Below are 16,673 nucleotides of genomic sequence, written 5' to 3'. Positions count from 1 at the left end.
GCATGAGCTTCCCCGTGACCGACTTCGACGAGCGCTATCGTGCGATCAGCGCCCGCGACACCCGCTTCGACGGGCAGTTCGTCACGGCCGTCCGCTCGACCGGGATCTACTGTCGTCCGAGCTGCCCCGCACGCACGCCCCGACCGCAGAACGTGACGTTCTATCCGACCAGTGCAGCTGCACACGAAGCGGGCTATCGCGCGTGCAAGAGGTGCCTGCCCGAAGCTGCTCCCGGATCACCGGACTGGAACCTGTGCGGCGACACCGCGGCACGGGCGATGCGGCTGATCTCCGACGGTGTCGTGGAACGGGAGGGCGTCCCCGGTTTGGCCGCGCGTCTCGGATACTCGAGCAGGCACCTCACCCGTCTGCTCAGCGCCGAACTGGGGGCCGGACCTCTGGCCCTCGCGAGGGCGCATCGCGCGCACACGGCGCGGATGCTGCTGGTCGGCACCGACATGCCGATCTCTGATGTGGCCTTCTCGGCAGGCTTCGCCAGCATCCGGCAGTGCAACGAGACGATCCGTGAGGTGTTCGACCTCACCCCCGGCGAGCTCCGCGCACGACGCCGGACGCCGGCCATGTCAGCCCCGGGGGCGATCGACCTCGTGCTGCCGTACCGTGGTCCGCTCGACGCGAGCGGCATCTTCGCGTGGATGGCGGCGCGCGCGGTGCCCGGCGTCGAAGCGGTCTCCGAGTCGTTCTTCTCCCGGCACCTGCGCATGGCCGGAGGCGCGGCCTGGTTCGAGGTGCGGCAGGATCAGCGATCAGGCTTGCGTCTGCGTGCTCGGGTGGCCCGGCTCGGGGACCTGGCACCGCTGGTCTCGACCGTGCGTCGCCTCTTCGACCTCGACGCCGATCCTCTGGCGATCGATCAGGCGCTGTCCGCACATCCCGAGCTCGCCCCGCTCGTGGCCCGCACACCGGGCATCCGGGTGCCTGGATCGGCCGACCCCCATGAGATGCTCATCCGCGCCATGATCGGACAGCAGATCACCGTGGTCGCCGCCCGCACAGCGCTGACGGCGCTGACCGAAGCCCTGGGGGAGCGGACCGACGACGGGCTGCTGTTCCCGACCATGGCGGCCATCGCGGAGCACGGCGCCGAGGTGCTCCGTGGCCCGGCCGCGCGCATCCGGGCGATCACGGGTGCTGCCGCCGCCCTCGCCGACGGCTCGCTCACCCTCACGGTCGGTGACGACGGTCCGATGCAGCGTGAGCGGCTCCTGGCGCTGCCCGGCATCGGACCCTGGACGGCTGACTACGTGCGCATGCGGGTTCTCGGTGACCCCGACATCCTTCTTCCCGGCGATGTCGCGTTGCGGGCGGGCGCGGCGGCCTCCGGCATCCCCGGAGAGGCGCGGGCGCTCACCGCCTGGGCGGAGCGCGCGGCTCCCTGGCGCAGCTACCTCAGCGCACACCTCTGGCGCGCCGCGCCGGTGCGCCCGGCGAGGACCCGGCGTGCGGCACCCCCGACGCGTCCCCCTCGCATCGATCACACGACCTCGAAGGAGACCTCATGACCGCTCTCATCCAGACCATCGACACCCCGGACGGGGCCTTCACGATCCTCACCGACGACCGGCAGCGCGTGCTCGCCTCCGGGTGGACCTCCGATGTCGAGGCGATCCTCGGGCGGCTCTCGGCGGCGAACCGTCCCGTGCACGTGCGCGAGGGTGAGACCGACGCGGCAGCCGCGGCGCGGGCCTACTACGGCGGCGATCTGTCGGCGATCGACACGGTCGCGGTCGCGCAGACCGGCACCGCGCTCCAACTCGCGGGATGGTCGGCTCTGCGTGCGATCGAACCCGGCGCTCCGCTCACCTACACCGGCTTCGCTGCACGGCTCGGCAACCCGAACGCCGTCCGGGCGGCAGCGTCGATCTGCGCACGCAACGCCCCGGCGCTCTTCGTGCCGTGCCACCGGGTGCTGCGGGCGGACGGCAGTCTCGGCGGATTCGCCTGGGGACTGAGCGTGAAGGAGAGCCTGCTGGGGCGGGAGTCGATCGGGGTCTGAATCGACCGCGGTCCCGGGATCGTCCCGATTCGTCGAACCTCCCTCGACGAATCGGGAATGACTCTTGCGTTCAGCTGGTTCACAGCAATAGGCTGGTGGGCTGTCGCGCCGACCGGACGACACCGCCGAGCCCTGAGGAGGACACCATGACATCGATCGCCACCGCGCAGATCGCAGCTCTCGGCTCGAACCCGGCACGGCCGCTCCTCTAGCGCCGTCCCGCTCCCTTTCTTCCGCACCGGATGCCGGACTCCAGGAGTCCGCTCTCGCATCCGACCCCATTCGCACTCGCTTTCCATACGAAACTCATCTGAGAGACATGTCCTCCTCGCCTTCCGCGCAGAACTCCTCGCCTTCCTCCACTCTTTCCACCCCGGCTGCACTGTGGCGCCTGAAGCCCTTCGTGAAGCCCGTCATCTGGCGGCTCGCCGGCGGTGCCGCCAGTGCGCTCATCGCCGCGCTCATCGCCCTGATGATCCCGATCGTCCTCGAACAGATCATCTCCGGCCCGGTCCGGTCGGGAGAGATCAGCGCGATCGTCTGGGGCGCCGCGGCCGTCTTCGCGCTCGCCCTCGGCGAAGCGCTGATGGTCTGGCTGCGTCGTCAGTTCGTGCTCAATCCCTCGACCGAGGTCGAGTACAAGATGCGCACCGAGCTCTACTCGCGCCTGCAGACCCTTCCGGTGTCGTTCCACGACCGCTGGGGCTCCGGCCAGCTGCTCAGCCGCATGATGCAGGACATCGGTCTCATCCGCCGTTGGCTCGCCTTCGGGCTGGTCCTGCTCGTCGTCAACGTGCTCACGATCATCATCGGTTCGATCCTGCTGTTCCGGTGGCACTGGCTGCTCGGTGCGATCTTCCTGGTGACCGCGATCCCGCTGTGGATCCGCGGCTACCTGTTCGAGAAGCGCTACGGCGCCCTGACCCGTCGCAGCCAGGATCAGGCCGGCGATCTCGCGACCAGCGTCGAGGAGAGCGTGCACGGCATCCGAGTGCTGAAGGCGTTCGGGCGCGGAAAGCATGCGCTCAGCCGTTTCAGCCGCCAGGCCGAGACGCTCCGCGAGACCGAGATGAGCAAGGCCGGCGCGATCGCGTCGATCTGGTTCTGGCTCGACCTCATGCCGCAGATCGCGTTCGGTCTCAGCCTGATGTCCGGGATCTGGCTGATCTCGCAGGGGCAGATCGATGAGGCTCAGCTGTTCGCCTTCTTCGCGATGGCCGTCGTGCTGCGCTGGCCCATCGAGTCGATCGGCTTCCTGTTCTCGTTCATGCTCGACGCCCGCACGGCCACCGATCGCGTGTTCGACATCTTCTCCGAGACCAACACCATCACCGACCCGGAGAACCCGGTGCACATCGCGCATCCGCGCGGAGAGCTCGCGTTCGAGAACGCGCACTTCCGCTACCAGGACGCCGGTTCGCACGAGCGGGATCTGCTCGACGGCATCGACCTGGTGCTGCGTCCCGGGGAGACCATGGCGCTGGTCGGGCTCACCGGCAGCGGGAAGACCACGCTCACCACGCTCCCGACGCGTCTGTACGACGTGACCGGGGGGAGGGTCACGCTCGACGGCGTCGATGTGCGGGACCTCCCGCTCGCCGAGCTCCGCCAGCACATCGCCATGGCGTTCGAGGACGCGACGCTGTTCTCGGCGACCGTCCGCGAGAACGTGCTGCTCGGCCGCGCCGAACTCGACGTGCACAGCGAAGAGGGGGAGCGGGTGCTCCGCGAAGCCCTCGAGGTCGCTCAAGCGTCGTTCGTCGATGCGCTCCCCGAGGGCGTCGAGACCGTGATCGGTGAGGAGGGGCTCAGCCTCTCCGGTGGTCAGCGTCAGCGGCTCGCCCTCGCCCGCGCGGTGGCGGCGAAGCCGAAGGTGCTGGTGCTGGACGACCCGCTGTCGGCGCTCGACGTCGACACCGAGGCGCTCGTGGAGGAGGCGCTCCGGCACGTCCTCGCCGACACCACGGCCCTGATCGTCGCGCACCGCCCGTCGACGGTGGCACTCGCGGACCGGGTCGCCCTGCTCGAGGGTGGGCGCGTGACCGCGGTCGGCACCCACTCCGAGCTTCTGAAGACGAGCCGGCACTATCGGCATGTCATCTCCAGCCTGGAAGCGGAGGAGGCGGCGCGGACCGGAGCGATCCCGATCATCCGTGACGAGCAGCTCGCGGTCGCCGAAGAGGTCCGTGAGGGACTCGCGAAGCAGGCCGCGGACGAAGACCCGATCATCGAGAAGGAGGTGCAGCGATGAGCTCCGCCATCACCGGAACCCAGAACGAGGACCGTTCCGAGTACACCCGCGAGGAGAGCAAGGAGATCCGTCGTCGGTCCCTCCGACTGCTCGGTTCCCTGGTCCGCCCGCTGAAGCTGCAGATCGTGCTGGCCGCTGCGGTGCTGATCGTCTCGACCGCGCTGCAGGTCGCCGGACCGATCCTGATCAGCATCGGGCTCGACCGTGCGCTGCCGGCCGCGGTGAAGCAGGCCGACTGGATGCCGACCTTCATGATCGGCGGCATCTACCTGCTCGCCGGAGCGCTGGCCGCGGTGCTGATCGCCTGGTACGTGATCATCGCCGCCAAGCTCACCCAGGCGGTGCTGCTCGATCTGCGCAAGCGCATCTTCCTGCACACTCAGCGCCTGAGCCTGGAGTTCCACGAGTCCTACACGTCCGGCCGCATCATCTCGCGCCAGACCAGTGACCTGGACTCGATCAAGGAACTCCTCGACGGCGGACTGAACGAGCTCGTCTCCGGCGTGCTGTTCGGTGTGTTCACCTTCATCGCCCTCTGCATCTGGGACTGGCAGTCAGGATTGATCCTCGCGATCGGTGGCGTGCCGCTGTTCTATCTGATGCGCTGGTTCTACTCGCGCTCGCAGCTCGTCTACCGCGAGTCGCGCGTGATCAGCGCGAAGGTCATCGTGCAGTTCGTCGAGACCATGACCGGTATCCGCGCCGTGAAGGCCTTCCGCAAGGAGCCGCGCAACGATAAGGCGTTCCAGGAGATCGCAGGCGACTACCGCGATGTGAACCGTCGATCGATGCTGCTGTTCGGGACGTTCGAGCCCGGGCTGATGGGCGTCGCCGCGCTGGTCCTCGGCATCGTGGTGCTCTGGGGTGGGATCCGTGTCTCCGAAGGCGCACTCACGGTGGGCGTGCTGCTGTCGGCGGTGCTCTACGTGCGCAACTTCTTCGCGCCGATGCAGGAGATCGCGATGTTCCTGAACTCCTACCAGTCGGCGACGGCTGCGCTGGAGAAGGTGTCGGGTGTGCTCGAAGAGGTGCCGACGGTGCCGGACCCCGAGAAGCCGGTCGACCTCTGGGAGTCCCGCGGCCACATCCGGTTCGACGAGGTGACCTTCGGCTACAACGGCGAGAAGACGATCCTCCCGAACTTCTCGCTCGACATCCCCGCCGGCGAGACGATCGCTCTGGTGGGCACGACGGGCGCGGGCAAGTCGACGCTCGCGAAACTGATCTCGCGGTTCTACGACCCCTCGGAAGGACGCGTCACACTCGACGGAGTGGACCTGCGCTCGCTGCACCCGAAGGACCTCCGCCGCGCGATCGTGATGGTCACGCAGGAGGCCTACCTGTTCAGCGGCACGGTCGCCGACAACATCGCCCTCGGCAAGCCGGATGCCTCGCTCGAGGAGATCCGTGCGGCGGCGAAGGCCGTCGGGGCGGACGAGTTCATCTCGTCGCTTCCGGACGGGTACGGCACCGATGTGAACAAGCGCGGTGGACGGGTCTCTGCGGGACAGCGTCAGCTCATCTCGTTCGCGAGGGCGTTCCTGGCCGACCCTGCGGTGCTGATCCTCGATGAGGCGACGGCATCGCTGGACATCCCGTCGGAGCGTCTCATCCAGGACGCGCTGCAGACGCTGCTCAAGGACCGCACGGCGATCATCATCGCGCACCGACTCTCGACCGTCGCGATCGCCGATCGGGTGCTGGTGATGGAGCACGGGAAGATCATCGAGGACGACAGTCCCGAGGCGCTGATCGGAGGCACGGGCAAGTTCGCCCAGCTGCATGCAGCGTGGCAGGGCACACTGGTCTGATGATGTCGTCGCTTCCTCCGCTGCGGACCCGGGCACGCCCCGGGCCCGCAGCGGAGGAGGTCCGTCTCGGAGCCTCCGCGCAAGGGGTTCGGCGGACGCGCAGGCTCGGTAGCATCGAATCATGGACCCGTTGCTGCTCGCCGCCGAGTGGTGGTGGCTCGCGCCGACCGCGGCCGCGGCAGGAACGGTCGGCTGGATCGGCCTGCGCAGGCGGAGCACCATGAGCGGGCGGCGCCTCGAGGTCGATGCGGCGCGGCACGACCTCCGGATGGCCCAGGCTGCACTCGTCGAGAGGCGCGCGGCGCTCAAGGTCGCCCGCGCCGATCATGCCAGGGTCGTGGCGGAGCGCGCGGCGCGGCGGGCGTCCCCCGATCAGGTCGCGAGCTCCCGGCGCATGCTGCGTGACGTCGAGCGCGACGCCAAAGCGTGCGCGGCCGACGTCAAGGCCAAGCAGGCGAGGCTCCACGCCGCAAGAGCCGCTGTTCCCGCGGCTTCCGCTCCCCGTCCCCTCGACCGGTTGCGCTCCACGCATGATGCGGTGGTCGCCCGGTGGATGGTCTATGAGACCGACCCCGCGCGCCAGATCGCCTATCCCGAGATGACCGACGTCAAGCAGCCGGCGACGGTCGCGTATCTGCGTGCGTCGGAGCGGGCGAGCGAGCTCCGACGCGGGCTCGGGGATCGGCCGACACCCGCCGAGTTCGCCGCGTACCGGGATGCGGTGGCGGCGCTCGCGAGTGCCTTCGAGGTCGCCGAGCACGCGGCCCGGGTCAAGGCGGGAGAGGTGCCGGCGGCGCCCGCGTGGCAGGACGCGGCTCAGGATGCCATCGCTCGTTCGACCGAGGCGATCGAACGAGCGGCGGCCTCTGCGGCTTCGGCGCTGACCAACTGGGCCTCGCGAGGGCGCCGAGGAGACCCGCCCCGCAGCGATCGCTGACCACGCGAGGCGCACGCGGCCCCGAAGGTGCGTGGGAGCGGTCCCGCAGCCGAGGGCGACGAGGTCTCGATGGGGGAGGGGATTCGAGACCCCGCCGCCGGTCTAGGGTGTGACTCGGATCTCGGCGATGACCTCGCCGTAGGCGGTCTCGCCGACGGGCGTGAACCCGACGCGGTGGAAGAACGTCTCCGGACCGCCCTCTCCGGCCTCGTAGATCACGTTGACGTGGTCGACACCACGTGCGCGGGCTTCGTCGATGAGGGACTCGACCGCATACCGGCCGACGCCGCGTCCCTGATCGTCGGCGTCCACGTTGATGCGCCACAGCACGGAGCGGAAGTGCTCCTCCGGCGCTTCGTCGTCGAAGTTCGCGCTGACGAAGCCGACGACCTCGTTGCGGTCGAGGATCACCCGCTGCCAGGACGTCTTCGGATTGATGACCGTGGCCGCGATCCCGTACGAGACGGGAGCGAGGAACTGCTCCTGTCCGGGCTTGAGCGACAGGTTGTTCACGGCGACGATCGTCGCAGCGGAGAGTTCGACCATGCGCAGTTCGGACATGCACCCAGGCTAACCCCTCCGGCGCGGAGGCACACGTCCCCGCGGAACATTTCACTTCGGCGTGCTCGCGCGTCGTGCCCAGGGAGGCGTCGCGGGGACCGGTCCGGCCACGCGGTCAGAGCCACTCAGGTATCTTGGTGTCGAGACAAATTGACTATCAGAGCGGAGAACCACCTGGTGACCGACGACGCCATCATCTACACGCACACGGACGAAGCGCCGGCGCTCGCCACCGCCTCGTTCCTGCCGATCATCCAGGCCTACACCGGCCAGGCAGGCATCGAGGTCGAGACTCGCGACATCTCGCTGGCAGGACGCATCCTCGCTGCCTTCCCCCAGAAGCTCTCGCCGGAGCAGCAGGTCGGCGATGCGCTCGCGGAACTGGGCGGACTCGCCACGCTCCCCGAGGCGAACATCATCAAGCTGCCGAACATCTCGGCGTCCATTCCCCAGCTCAAGGGCGCGATCGCCGAGCTGCAGGCGCAGGGCTACGACATCCCGGACTTCCCGGACGAGCCGTCGTCGCTCGAGGAGAAGGACGTCCGGGCCCGCTACGACCGCATCAAGGGCTCCGCCGTGAACCCGGTGCTGCGTGAGGGCAACAGTGACCGCCGCGCTCCTCTCGCGGTGAAGAACTACGCGAAGAAGCACCCGCACCGCAACAAGCCGTTCGCTGCGGGATCGAAGACCCGTGTCGCGACCCTCGGCCACGACGACTTCAAGCACAACGAGCGTTCCTGGGTCGCGGCCCACGACGACGTGCTCAGCTTCCGTCACACCGCGGAGGACGGCACGGTCACGGTGCTCAAGGAAGGACTCAAGGTCCTGCCGCGCGAGATCATCGACGCGACTTTCCTCTCAGCCACGGAGCTCGACGCGTTCCTCGCCGACACTCTGGCGGCCGCGAAGGCCGACGACGTGCTCTACTCGGTGCACCTCAAGGCCACCATGATGAAGGTCAGCGACCCGATCATCTTCGGTCACGTGGTGCGGGCCTTCTTCGCCGACGTGTTCGCGCAGTACGGCGATCAGCTCGCCGCTGCCGGGCTCAGCGCGAACGACGGCCTCGGATCGATCCTCAGCGGACTCGCGAACGTCGCGGGGGGCGAAGAGATCGCCGCGGCCTTCGACCAGGCCATCGCCGAGGGGCCCCGCCTCTCGTACGTGAACTCCGACAAGGGCATCACGAACCTGCACGTGCCGAGCGATGTGATCGTCGACGCGTCGATGCCCGCGCTCGTCCGCAACGGCGGCAAGCTCTGGGGCAAGGACGGGGAAGAGGCGGACACTCTCGCCGTCATCCCCGACTCCTCCTACGCGAGCGTCTACCAGGCCGTGATCGACGACGTGATCGCCAACGGTCCGCTCGACCCCGCCACGATCGGCACCGTTCCCAACGTGGGGCTGATGGCGCAGGCGGCCGAGGAGTACGGCAGCCACGACAAGACCTTCGAGATCGCGGCGGACGGCATCGTCCAGGTGCTCGACAGCGAGGGCACCGTCGTCATCGAGCACACGGTCGGCAAGGGTGACATCTGGCGCGCGACGCAGACCAAGCACATCCCGGTGATGGACTGGGTCCGACTCGCGGTCTCGCGTGCCCGTGCCACCGGCGACCCCGCGGTGTTCTGGCTCGACGCCAACCGCTCGCACGACGCGCAGATCATCGCCAAGGTGCACCAGGGGCTCGCGACGCTCGACACCAAGGGGCTGACGATCACGATCCTCGCGCCCGAGGAAGCCACGCGCTACACGCTCGCGCGCATGCGCCACGGCCTGGACACCATCTCGGTGACGGGCAACGTGCTGCGCGACTACCTGACCGACCTGTTCCCGATCCTCGAGGTCGGCACGAGCGCCAAGATGCTTTCGATCGTGCCGCTCCTCGCCGGCGGTGGACTGTTCGAGACGGGGGCAGGAGGCTCCGCACCCAAGCACGTGCAGCAGCTGGTGGAGGAGAACTACCTGCGCTGGGACTCGCTGGGCGAGTTCTTCGCGTTGGCCGCCTCGCTCGAGCACTTCGCCGACCGTACGGGCAACGAGAAGGCGCGGGTGCTGGCCGAGACCCTCGACGCCGCGACCGGAACCTTCCTCGAAGAGGACCGTTCGCCGGGACGCGCGCTCGGAACGATCGACAATCGCGGGAGCCACTTCTACCTGGGCCTGTACTGGGCGCAGGAGCTCGCGAAGCAGACGAAGGACCCCGAACTCGCTGCGGCCTTCGCCCCGATCGCCGCGACGCTCACCGAGAACGAGGAGAAGATCGTCTCCGAGCTCAACGCGGTGCAGGGTGCGCGGGTGGAGATCGGCGGCTACTACCGTCCCGATGACGCCCTCGTCTCCGCTGTCATGCGCCCGTCCGTGACGCTGAACGGCATCGTCGACGCCCTGCGTTGATCCACGGGAAAGGGGGCGGATGCGTCGGCATCCGCCCCCTTTCCTGTCCCAGCTCCCTTCCGGATGCATGATCCCCGAGCACGTGCATGACCCGGTCCGGGGGCGGGGTCATGCACGTGTGGTTCGGTCATGCATCTGCGCGGCCGGCGCGGATCAGCGGTGCGTGCGGATCAGGGGTGCGTGCGGATCAGTAGTAGACGGAGATCTCGAGGCCCTCGGGGGACCAGTCGTAGACGTACTTGGCCAGATCGATCGGCAGGTTGACGCAGCCGTGGCTCATCCGCTGACCGAAGTTGTTGTGCCAGTAGGTGCCGTGGAAGCCGATGTTCGGGGCGAACCAGGTGATCCACGGGACGTCTTCCGTGCAGTAGGGCGCGCCCTCGAAGCAACCCATGTCCTGCATCGCCGTGTGCGCGAACACTCGGAAGTTGCCCGCCGGGGTCAGGGTGCCCGGAAGACCGGTGGAGACGGCCCAGGACTTGACGACCTCGTCGTTCTCGAAGAGGTACGTGCGCTGTTGGCTCAGGTTGATCTCGATACGACGGAAGAGGTTGACCGTCTCGAATGCGGTCTCGGTGACCGTGAGCTTGTAGACGCCGTCGCCCGCGGCGAGCTGCTGAGCGAACTCCGCCGCGACGTCTGAGGTGTCACCGAGCGCGCGGCCTGCGACGCCCTCCCGCTCGGCGCGGAGCACGGTGCCGCCGGAGTCGACGATGTTCGTGGCGTTGACCGGAGCGCGGTCGACGAGTCCGGGAAGCGTGTCGACGGTCGCCTGGATGGTCGCGGGGTCGGCCTCGATGCGCAGCTGGCCGTCTTCATCGATCACGGTGAGCCAGCTGGCGGCGACTGCCGGCGCGACGGGGACGGTGCGTTCATCGCCCACGTAGAAGCCGACGGTCGAGAGCATGGTGTTGAGGGAGGCGGCCGTGGCCGTGGCGTCGTCGTCGGAGACGGCGGGCAGGGCTTCGGCAGGACCACCCGGGTAGTCGAACGTCATGCTCCCGCCGGCGACCGCGTCGGCGAAGGCGGCGTTGAGATCGTCGACATCGATTCCGGTGCCGGCCTCCGACGGGGTGATGACGTAGGTGCCGGCGGCCGCGTCGAACGCGACACCGGCGTCCACCGGGTCGTCGAAGCTCGTCGGGACGGCGCTGCGCAGCGCCGCGGACGCGGTGTCGGCATCGAGGGTGATCTCGCCCGGGACGGGATCGCCCATCCACATGCCGAGATTCCAGAGCGGACGCTCTGCGAAAGCGGTATCGGCGAGCGCGGTGGCGTCGACCGTGGCGCCGAGGTCTGCGCCGGTGAGCACGGTGTCTTCTCCCGCACCCGTCAGGGTGACCTCGGTCTGAGCGATCTGCGTGCTGACGGCCTCGGCGGCAGCGCCCGGCGTCATCCAGCCGACCGGCACTCCGGCGACGGTGGTGCCCGGTGCGATGAGGACCAGGGATGCGGCACCTGCGCCCAGAGCGACGGCGCCGAGACCGATCCCGATCCAGAGGCCGAGGTGCCGCTTCTTGGGGGCCGGTTCGATCGGAGCCCAGGCCAGCGGCTGCTCGCCGGTGGTGGGCGGCGCGGCGTCGGTCGGCGCGTCTGCCGGCGTGAGCACGGCCGTCGGGGCGGAGTCGTCTCCGTGCGCCTCGGCTGCGCCCGGCGCAGAAATCAGATCGGTCACGAACTTCACCCCCCGGTTCTCAAACGTGTCCTGGGGATCAATGGTACGGGATGGGAGGTAACGGGGAGGCAACGGTCCGTGGTATCGTCACCCCCCCGCGCTCCGGGGGTCAGTCGATGATGGCGATGCCGTCGATCTCGACGAGCATCTCCTCCCGCGGCAGGCCGGTGAAGACGGTGGTGCGCGAGGGGAGCACGCCGCTCGTGGTGTGTGCCGTGACGAACGCACCGTAGGCGTCGTTCATGATCGGGAAGTCCTCGCGCTTGGTGAGGTAGACGCGCAGCATCACGACGTCATCGAAGGTCGCGCCCGATGCCTCCACGATCGCCTTGACGTTCTCGAGGGTGCGAGTGGTCTGCGCGGCGACGTCCCCCGGGTGGAGGTATTCGTTCGTCTGCGGGTCGACGGGGCCCTGCCCGGAGACCTGCACGAACGGACCCTTGCGGATCCCCTGGGAGAAGGTGTGGGCGGGGGCGGGGGCGGCGTCGGTGGAAACTCGGATCTTCGCGGTCATGCCGCCAGCCTAGTAGCCTTGTTAGATGCCTCTACAAATTCCGGATCCCGTTCTCGGCGCCTGGACGAAGGGCTTCCCGGCACGCGCCGCGGGACTCCGTCTCTCGGAGGTGCCCGATGCCGGACTGCGCCTCTCCGATCTGGTCACCCCGGTGCTCACGGTGCACGAGGAGGCGCTGGGCCACAACGAGGAGACCGTGTTCGCCTGGGCGAAGGAGCAGGGGGTGCTGCTCGCCCCGCACGGCAAGACCACGATGGCGCCGGCGCTCTGGCAGCGGCTCCTCGACGCGGGTGCGTGGGGCATCTCGGTCGCCACACCGTGGCAGGCCGAGGTGGCGATCGACGCGGGCGTCCCGACCGTCCTGATCGCCAACGCCGTCACCGACCGCGCCGCCGTGCGTCGACTCGGTGAGCTGCTCGCCGCCGACGAGGATCTGCGCGTCCTGTGCGGGGCGGACTCGATCGCCGGGGTCGAGATCCTGGCGGCGGGGATGGGTGATGCGGCACGACCGCTCGATGTCCTCGTCGAGCTGGGCGGCGCCCACGGCCGTACGGGCGCGCGGACCGTGGCGGAGGGGGAGCGGATCGCTCAGGCGATCTCGGACGCCCCCGGTCTCCGGCTCGCCGGTGTCACGGGTTACGAGGGACCGTTCGGACCGGACCGCAGTGACGCGTCCATCGAGGCTGTCGACGCCTACCTCCGGACCATGGTCGCACTGCACACGAGGGTGGAGTACCCCGAAGGTGTCCGGCCCGTGCTCAGTGCCGGCGGTAGCGCGTTTCCCGACCGCGCGGCGGCTGTGCTTTCCTCCGCGGGGACCGGGGCGGATGTCGTCCTCCGCTCGGGCGCGTTCCAGATCCACGACGACGGCTTCTATTCACGGATGTCCCCGTTCGGCCCCGTGACCGGCACCGCGCCGCTTCGCTCCGCGATGCACGCCTGGTCCCGCGTCGTGTCGCAGCCGGAGGACGGACTCGCCCTGCTCGATGCGGGTCGGCGGGATGTGCCGTTCGATCTCGACCTGCCCGTGCCGCAATCCGTCGAAGGGGAGATCACCGCCCTGAACGACCAGCACGCCTTCCTCCACCTCACGGACGGCGCGGCGGTGGCCGTCGGCGACGTCGTGCGTCTCGGTCTCTCACACCCGTGCACGGCGTTCGACAAGTGGCGGGTGGTCGCGGTCATCGACGATCCCGACGCCGCTGATCCTCGCGTGATCGGAGCGGTCGCGACATGCTTCTGAGCGCGGAGAAGGCTGCGGTCGGGCTGGTGCGGGTGTATCGCTCAGCGACGGTCGTCGATGGGACGGGTGCCGCCCGCTTCATTGCCGACGTGGCGGTCGAAGGGGCCCGGGTCGTCGCGGTCCTGCCGGTCGCCGAGCCGGACGATGTCCTCGACCTTCCGGACGGGGCGATCGAGATCGACGCGCGCGGTCTCGTGCTCGCCCCCGGATTCATCGACATGCACGCCCACAGCGAGCTCGCGGTGCTGAGCGGCACCGCCCACGACGCGAAGATCCGGCAGGGCGTGACGACCGAGGTCCTCGGCCAGGACGGTCTCGGCTATGCGCCGCTCGACGACGCCACCGCCGCGGTCATCCCGGGCCAGATCGCCGGATGGAACGGGATGCCCGCCGACACGCCCTGGCGCACCATGGACGACCTCCTCTCCGCGATCGACGCGGCGACGGTCGCGAACGCCGCTGTCCTCGTGCCCCAGGGGAACCTCCGGATGATGGTGGTCGGTCACGAGAACCGTCCGGCGACCGCCGAGGAGATCACCGCGATGGCGGAGCTGCTGGGCGCGGCTCTCGACGCCGGCGCCTTCGGGATGTCGAGCGGCCTCACCTACACGCCCGGGATGTATGCCGACGTGGCCGAACTCGAGGCGCTGTGCCGGGTGGTCGCCGAGCGCGGCGGATACTGGGCCCCGCACACCCGCAGCTACGGCGGGGGAGCGCTCGATGCCTACCGGGAGGCGCTCGACATCGGTCGCCGCACCGGCTGCCCCGTGCATCTCACGCACGCCACCATGAACTTCGCTCCGAACAGGGGACGCGCCGGGGAACTGCTGGCAGTGATCGATGGGGCCATCGCCGACGGTGTCGACGTGACCCTGGACACCTACCCCTACCTGCCTGGTGCGACGACGCTCGCGGCTCTGCTGCCGAGCAGGCTGGCAGCGACGGGTGACCTGCTGCGTGTCATCTCGGACCTCGACGCCGCCGGCCGCGAAGCCGTGCGCGTAGAGCTCGAGGACATCGGCTGCGACGGGTTCCACGGCGAGACGGCGGACTGGACGCAGATCCAGATCTCCGGCACCGCCAACCCCGCACTCGCCGATCTCGTCGGTCGCACGGTGGCGGAGATCGCCGAGACGACCGGACGACGGGCCGTCGACGTCGTGCTCGACACGGTGCTCGCCGATGCCGGTGCGACCGGGATCCTGATGCACATCGGTGATGAGGAGAACGTGCGCGCGATCATGCGCCATCCGCAGCACTCGGGAGGAAGCGACGGGATCCTGATCGGTGCCCGACCGCACCCGCGGGGCCGTGGCACCTTCCCCCGGTACCTCGGACACTACGTGCGCGAGCTCGGAGTCCTCACGCTGGAGGAAGCTGTCCAGCACCTTTCCGCGACGCCGGCGCGTCGCTTGGGCCTCGACCGCGGAGACGCCCCGCGCGGCGTCATCCGGCAGGGAGCGATCGCCGACCTGGTGCTGTTCGATCCGGAGACGATCGCCGCGGGCGCCACCTTCGACAGCCCCTTCACCGCTCCGCAGGGCATCGTCGAGGTGCTGGTCGACGGCGTGGCCGTGGTCTCCGACGGCGAACCCACGGGGGCCGCGCCGGGACGGGCGCTGAGGATGCCACCGGCGGCACATCGGTCGACGGTACCCCGCGTCCGGGCGCACATCGATGCTGCGGAGCCCGGCTTCGTCTGGACGAGCGGGACACCGATCGCCGGGTCACCGGAGGTCGCCGCCGCGATTGCGCGGCTGGGCGGTGGAGGGCACGATGCCGCCGCCGCACCCATCCGGCTGCTCATCGACGGTGACCTCGGCGCCGCGGCGGCGTCGAACGGCCGCATCGCCGACGAGGCCTTCCGCGTGCGCGTGGACGCCGACGGCATCGAGGTCCGGGGCGCGAGTGCGGCCGGGGTGTTCCGGGGCGCCACGGTGCTGAGACAGCTGCGCGATCCGGATGCGGAGTCGGCGCTGGTCCCGGCCGGTGCGTGGGAGGGGGCGCCCGCATACGGCTGGCGCGGGGTCATGCTCGATGTGGCGCGGCACTTCCGGCCGGTCGACGAGGTGCGTCGGGTGATCGACCTCCTCGCCGAGCACCACCTCAACGTCCTGCATCTGCACCTCACCGATGACCAGGGGTGGCGCTTCGAGGTTCCCGGCTACCCGCTGCTCACCGAGGTCGGCTCGCGCCGAGAAGCGACGCAGCGCGGTCATGGTCCGCTCGCCACCGTCGAGCCGGGCGTGCATGAGGGGTATTACACCACCGCGGAGCTGCGCGAGCTCGTCGCCTACGCGGCCGATCGCTTCGTGACGCTCGTGCCGGAGGTCGAGCTGCCCGGCCATGTCCAGGCCGCGCTCGCCGCCTACCCGCAGCTCGGCAACGTCGATGTCGCCGACCCGGCTGTCTCCGCGTGGGAGCGCTTCGGGGTCAATCCCCGCACCCTCGCGCCGACCGAGGCCGCGCTGGCGTTCGGGCGCGCGGCGATCGATGCCCTGTGCGAGGTGTTCTCCTCGGAGTGGATCGGGATCGGCGGCGATGAGGTCCCCGTGACCGAGTGGGCGGAGAGCCCGGCGGCCGCCGCGCGGATGACGGAACTCGGACTCGCCACCCCGTACGACGTGCAGCCGTGGTTCACGGCGCACTTCGTCGCGCACGTCCGGGCCAGAGGGCGCACGGCGCTCGCGTGGGACGAGGTGCTCGAGGGCGAGGTGCCGGAAGGAGTGCGGATCCTCGCCTGGCGGGGGCCGGTGGCGATGCGGGCCGCCCTGTCGCGCGGGATCCCCGTCGTGGCCTGTCCCGACCTCGAGGCCTATCTCGACTACCCGCAATCGGAGTCGGCGGAGGAGCCGATCAGGGTGGGGCCGCCGTTGACGATCGAGCGCGCGTACTCGCTTCGCGTCGAGGAGGGCGCGGTGGGCGGTCAGGCCAACGTCTGGAGCGAGCATCTGCCCACCCGTGACCGTGTCGACTTCGCGATGTTCCCGCGGCTCGCGGCGATCGCCGAACGGCTCTGGGAGGGCGGCGAGCCGGCACCGTACGCCGACTTCGCTCGGCGCCTTCCGACCCATCTGCGCCGTCTGCGCGCCGCGGGTGTGCGGTATCGTCCCTTGGATGGGCCCACGCCCGATCAGCGTCGTCCGGGAGTGCCCGGCAAGCCCCTCACGATCGAGGCCAGGGAGGGGATCGTCGCCGGCCTGGTCGCCCGTCTCAGGGAGCGCTCGGAGAGCACTCCCGTCGAGCATCGAAAGTAATGTAACGTTT

At 69.6% G+C, this 16,673-nt stretch carries 11 protein-coding genes; 8 read left to right on the top strand and 3 right to left on the bottom strand.

Annotation, left to right across the window (positions count from 1 at the left end; all coding sequences use genetic code 11):
* Positions 1-2: 2 nt before the first annotated feature.
* The 5 genes from E0W80_RS10915 to E0W80_RS10895 all read left to right on the top strand — a co-directional run bounded on the left by E0W80_RS10915 (position 3) and on the right by E0W80_RS10895 (position 7,016).
* Positions 3-1,523 (top strand): AlkA N-terminal domain-containing protein, encoded by a 1,521-nt coding sequence (locus tag E0W80_RS10915; RefSeq protein ID WP_131492485.1) that lies wholly within the window; start codon positions 3-5, stop codon positions 1,521-1,523.
* On the top strand, positions 1,520-2,017 hold the full coding sequence (locus E0W80_RS10910) for a methylated-DNA--[protein]-cysteine S-methyltransferase (RefSeq protein ID WP_131492483.1): 498 nt from the start codon (positions 1,520-1,522) through the stop codon (positions 2,015-2,017). The genes E0W80_RS10915 and E0W80_RS10910 overlap by 4 nt, the downstream gene beginning before the upstream one ends.
* Positions 2,018-2,336: 319 nt before the next feature.
* Positions 2,337-4,268, top strand: a complete 1,932-nt coding sequence (locus tag E0W80_RS10905) for an ABC transporter ATP-binding protein (RefSeq protein WP_131492481.1) — start codon at positions 2,337-2,339, stop codon at positions 4,266-4,268.
* Positions 4,265-6,079 carry an ABC transporter ATP-binding protein gene (locus E0W80_RS10900; RefSeq protein WP_047519850.1) on the top strand — a complete coding sequence of 605 codons (1,815 nt, stop codon included), beginning with the start codon at positions 4,265-4,267 and terminating at the stop codon, positions 6,077-6,079. The genes E0W80_RS10905 and E0W80_RS10900 overlap by 4 nt, the downstream gene beginning before the upstream one ends.
* A 121-nt stretch (positions 6,080-6,200) precedes the next feature.
* The gene (locus E0W80_RS10895; RefSeq protein WP_131492480.1) at positions 6,201-7,016 is read left to right on the top strand and encodes a hypothetical protein; all 816 of its coding nucleotides are present in this window, start codon (positions 6,201-6,203) and stop codon (positions 7,014-7,016) included.
* Between the two features lie 102 nt (positions 7,017-7,118).
* Here E0W80_RS10895 and E0W80_RS10890 read toward each other — a convergent pair whose 3' ends face one another.
* Positions 7,119-7,577 (bottom strand): GNAT family N-acetyltransferase, encoded by a 459-nt coding sequence (locus E0W80_RS10890; RefSeq protein ID WP_131492478.1) that lies wholly within the window; start codon positions 7,575-7,577, stop codon positions 7,119-7,121.
* A 177-nt stretch (positions 7,578-7,754) separates the two neighbouring features.
* Between E0W80_RS10890 and E0W80_RS10885 the strand changes: the two genes are divergently transcribed.
* Positions 7,755-9,974 carry an NADP-dependent isocitrate dehydrogenase gene (locus E0W80_RS10885; RefSeq protein WP_131492476.1) on the top strand — a complete coding sequence of 740 codons (2,220 nt, stop codon included), beginning with the start codon at positions 7,755-7,757 and terminating at the stop codon, positions 9,972-9,974.
* A 187-nt stretch (positions 9,975-10,161) separates the two neighbouring features.
* Here the strand turns inward: E0W80_RS10885 and E0W80_RS10880 are convergent, their stop codons facing one another.
* Positions 10,162-11,649 carry a L,D-transpeptidase family protein gene (locus tag E0W80_RS10880; RefSeq protein WP_240740512.1) on the bottom strand — a complete coding sequence of 496 codons (1,488 nt, stop codon included), beginning with the start codon at positions 11,647-11,649 and terminating at the stop codon, positions 10,162-10,164.
* Positions 11,650-11,758: 109 nt separating this feature from the next.
* Positions 11,759-12,163, bottom strand: coding sequence for a RidA family protein (locus E0W80_RS10875; RefSeq protein WP_047519842.1), 405 nt, complete (start codon positions 12,161-12,163; stop codon positions 11,759-11,761).
* A 25-nt stretch (positions 12,164-12,188) separates the two neighbouring features.
* On the opposite strand from E0W80_RS10875, the gene E0W80_RS10870 reads away from it, so the two are divergent.
* Positions 12,189-13,406, top strand: a complete 1,218-nt coding sequence (locus E0W80_RS10870) for an alanine racemase (protein WP_240740511.1) — start codon at positions 12,189-12,191, stop codon at positions 13,404-13,406.
* A complete protein-coding gene (locus E0W80_RS10865; RefSeq protein WP_131492473.1) occupies positions 13,397-16,663 on the top strand; it encodes a family 20 glycosylhydrolase in 3,267 nt (1,088 codons plus the stop codon). The genes E0W80_RS10870 and E0W80_RS10865 overlap by 10 nt, the downstream gene beginning before the upstream one ends.
* The last annotated feature ends 10 nt before the right edge of the window (positions 16,664-16,673 follow it).

This window comes from Microbacterium sp. PI-1 (genome assembly GCF_004337555.1).
In the GTDB taxonomy this organism is placed as follows: domain Bacteria; phylum Actinomycetota; class Actinomycetes; order Actinomycetales; family Microbacteriaceae; genus Microbacterium; species Microbacterium aurugineum.
This window is presented reverse-complemented; position numbering and strand designations above follow the sequence as displayed.

Coding starts and splice junctions, on each gene's coding strand:
- E0W80_RS10915 (WP_131492485.1), top strand. CDS start 3: ATGAGCTTCCCCGTGACCGACTTCGACGAGCGCTATCGTGCGATCAGC.
- E0W80_RS10910 (WP_131492483.1), top strand. CDS start 1,520: ATGACCGCTCTCATCCAGACCATCGACACCCCGGACGGGGCCTTCACG.
- E0W80_RS10905 (WP_131492481.1), top strand. CDS start 2,337: ATGTCCTCCTCGCCTTCCGCGCAGAACTCCTCGCCTTCCTCCACTCTT.
- E0W80_RS10900 (WP_047519850.1), top strand. CDS start 4,265: ATGAGCTCCGCCATCACCGGAACCCAGAACGAGGACCGTTCCGAGTAC.
- E0W80_RS10895 (WP_131492480.1), top strand. CDS start 6,201: ATGGACCCGTTGCTGCTCGCCGCCGAGTGGTGGTGGCTCGCGCCGACC.
- E0W80_RS10890 (WP_131492478.1), bottom strand. CDS start 7,577: ATGTCCGAACTGCGCATGGTCGAACTCTCCGCTGCGACGATCGTCGCC.
- E0W80_RS10875 (WP_047519842.1), bottom strand. CDS start 12,163: ATGACCGCGAAGATCCGAGTTTCCACCGACGCCGCCCCCGCCCCCGCC.
- E0W80_RS10870 (WP_240740511.1), top strand. CDS start 12,189: ATGCCTCTACAAATTCCGGATCCCGTTCTCGGCGCCTGGACGAAGGGC.
- E0W80_RS10865 (WP_131492473.1), top strand. CDS start 13,397: ATGCTTCTGAGCGCGGAGAAGGCTGCGGTCGGGCTGGTGCGGGTGTAT.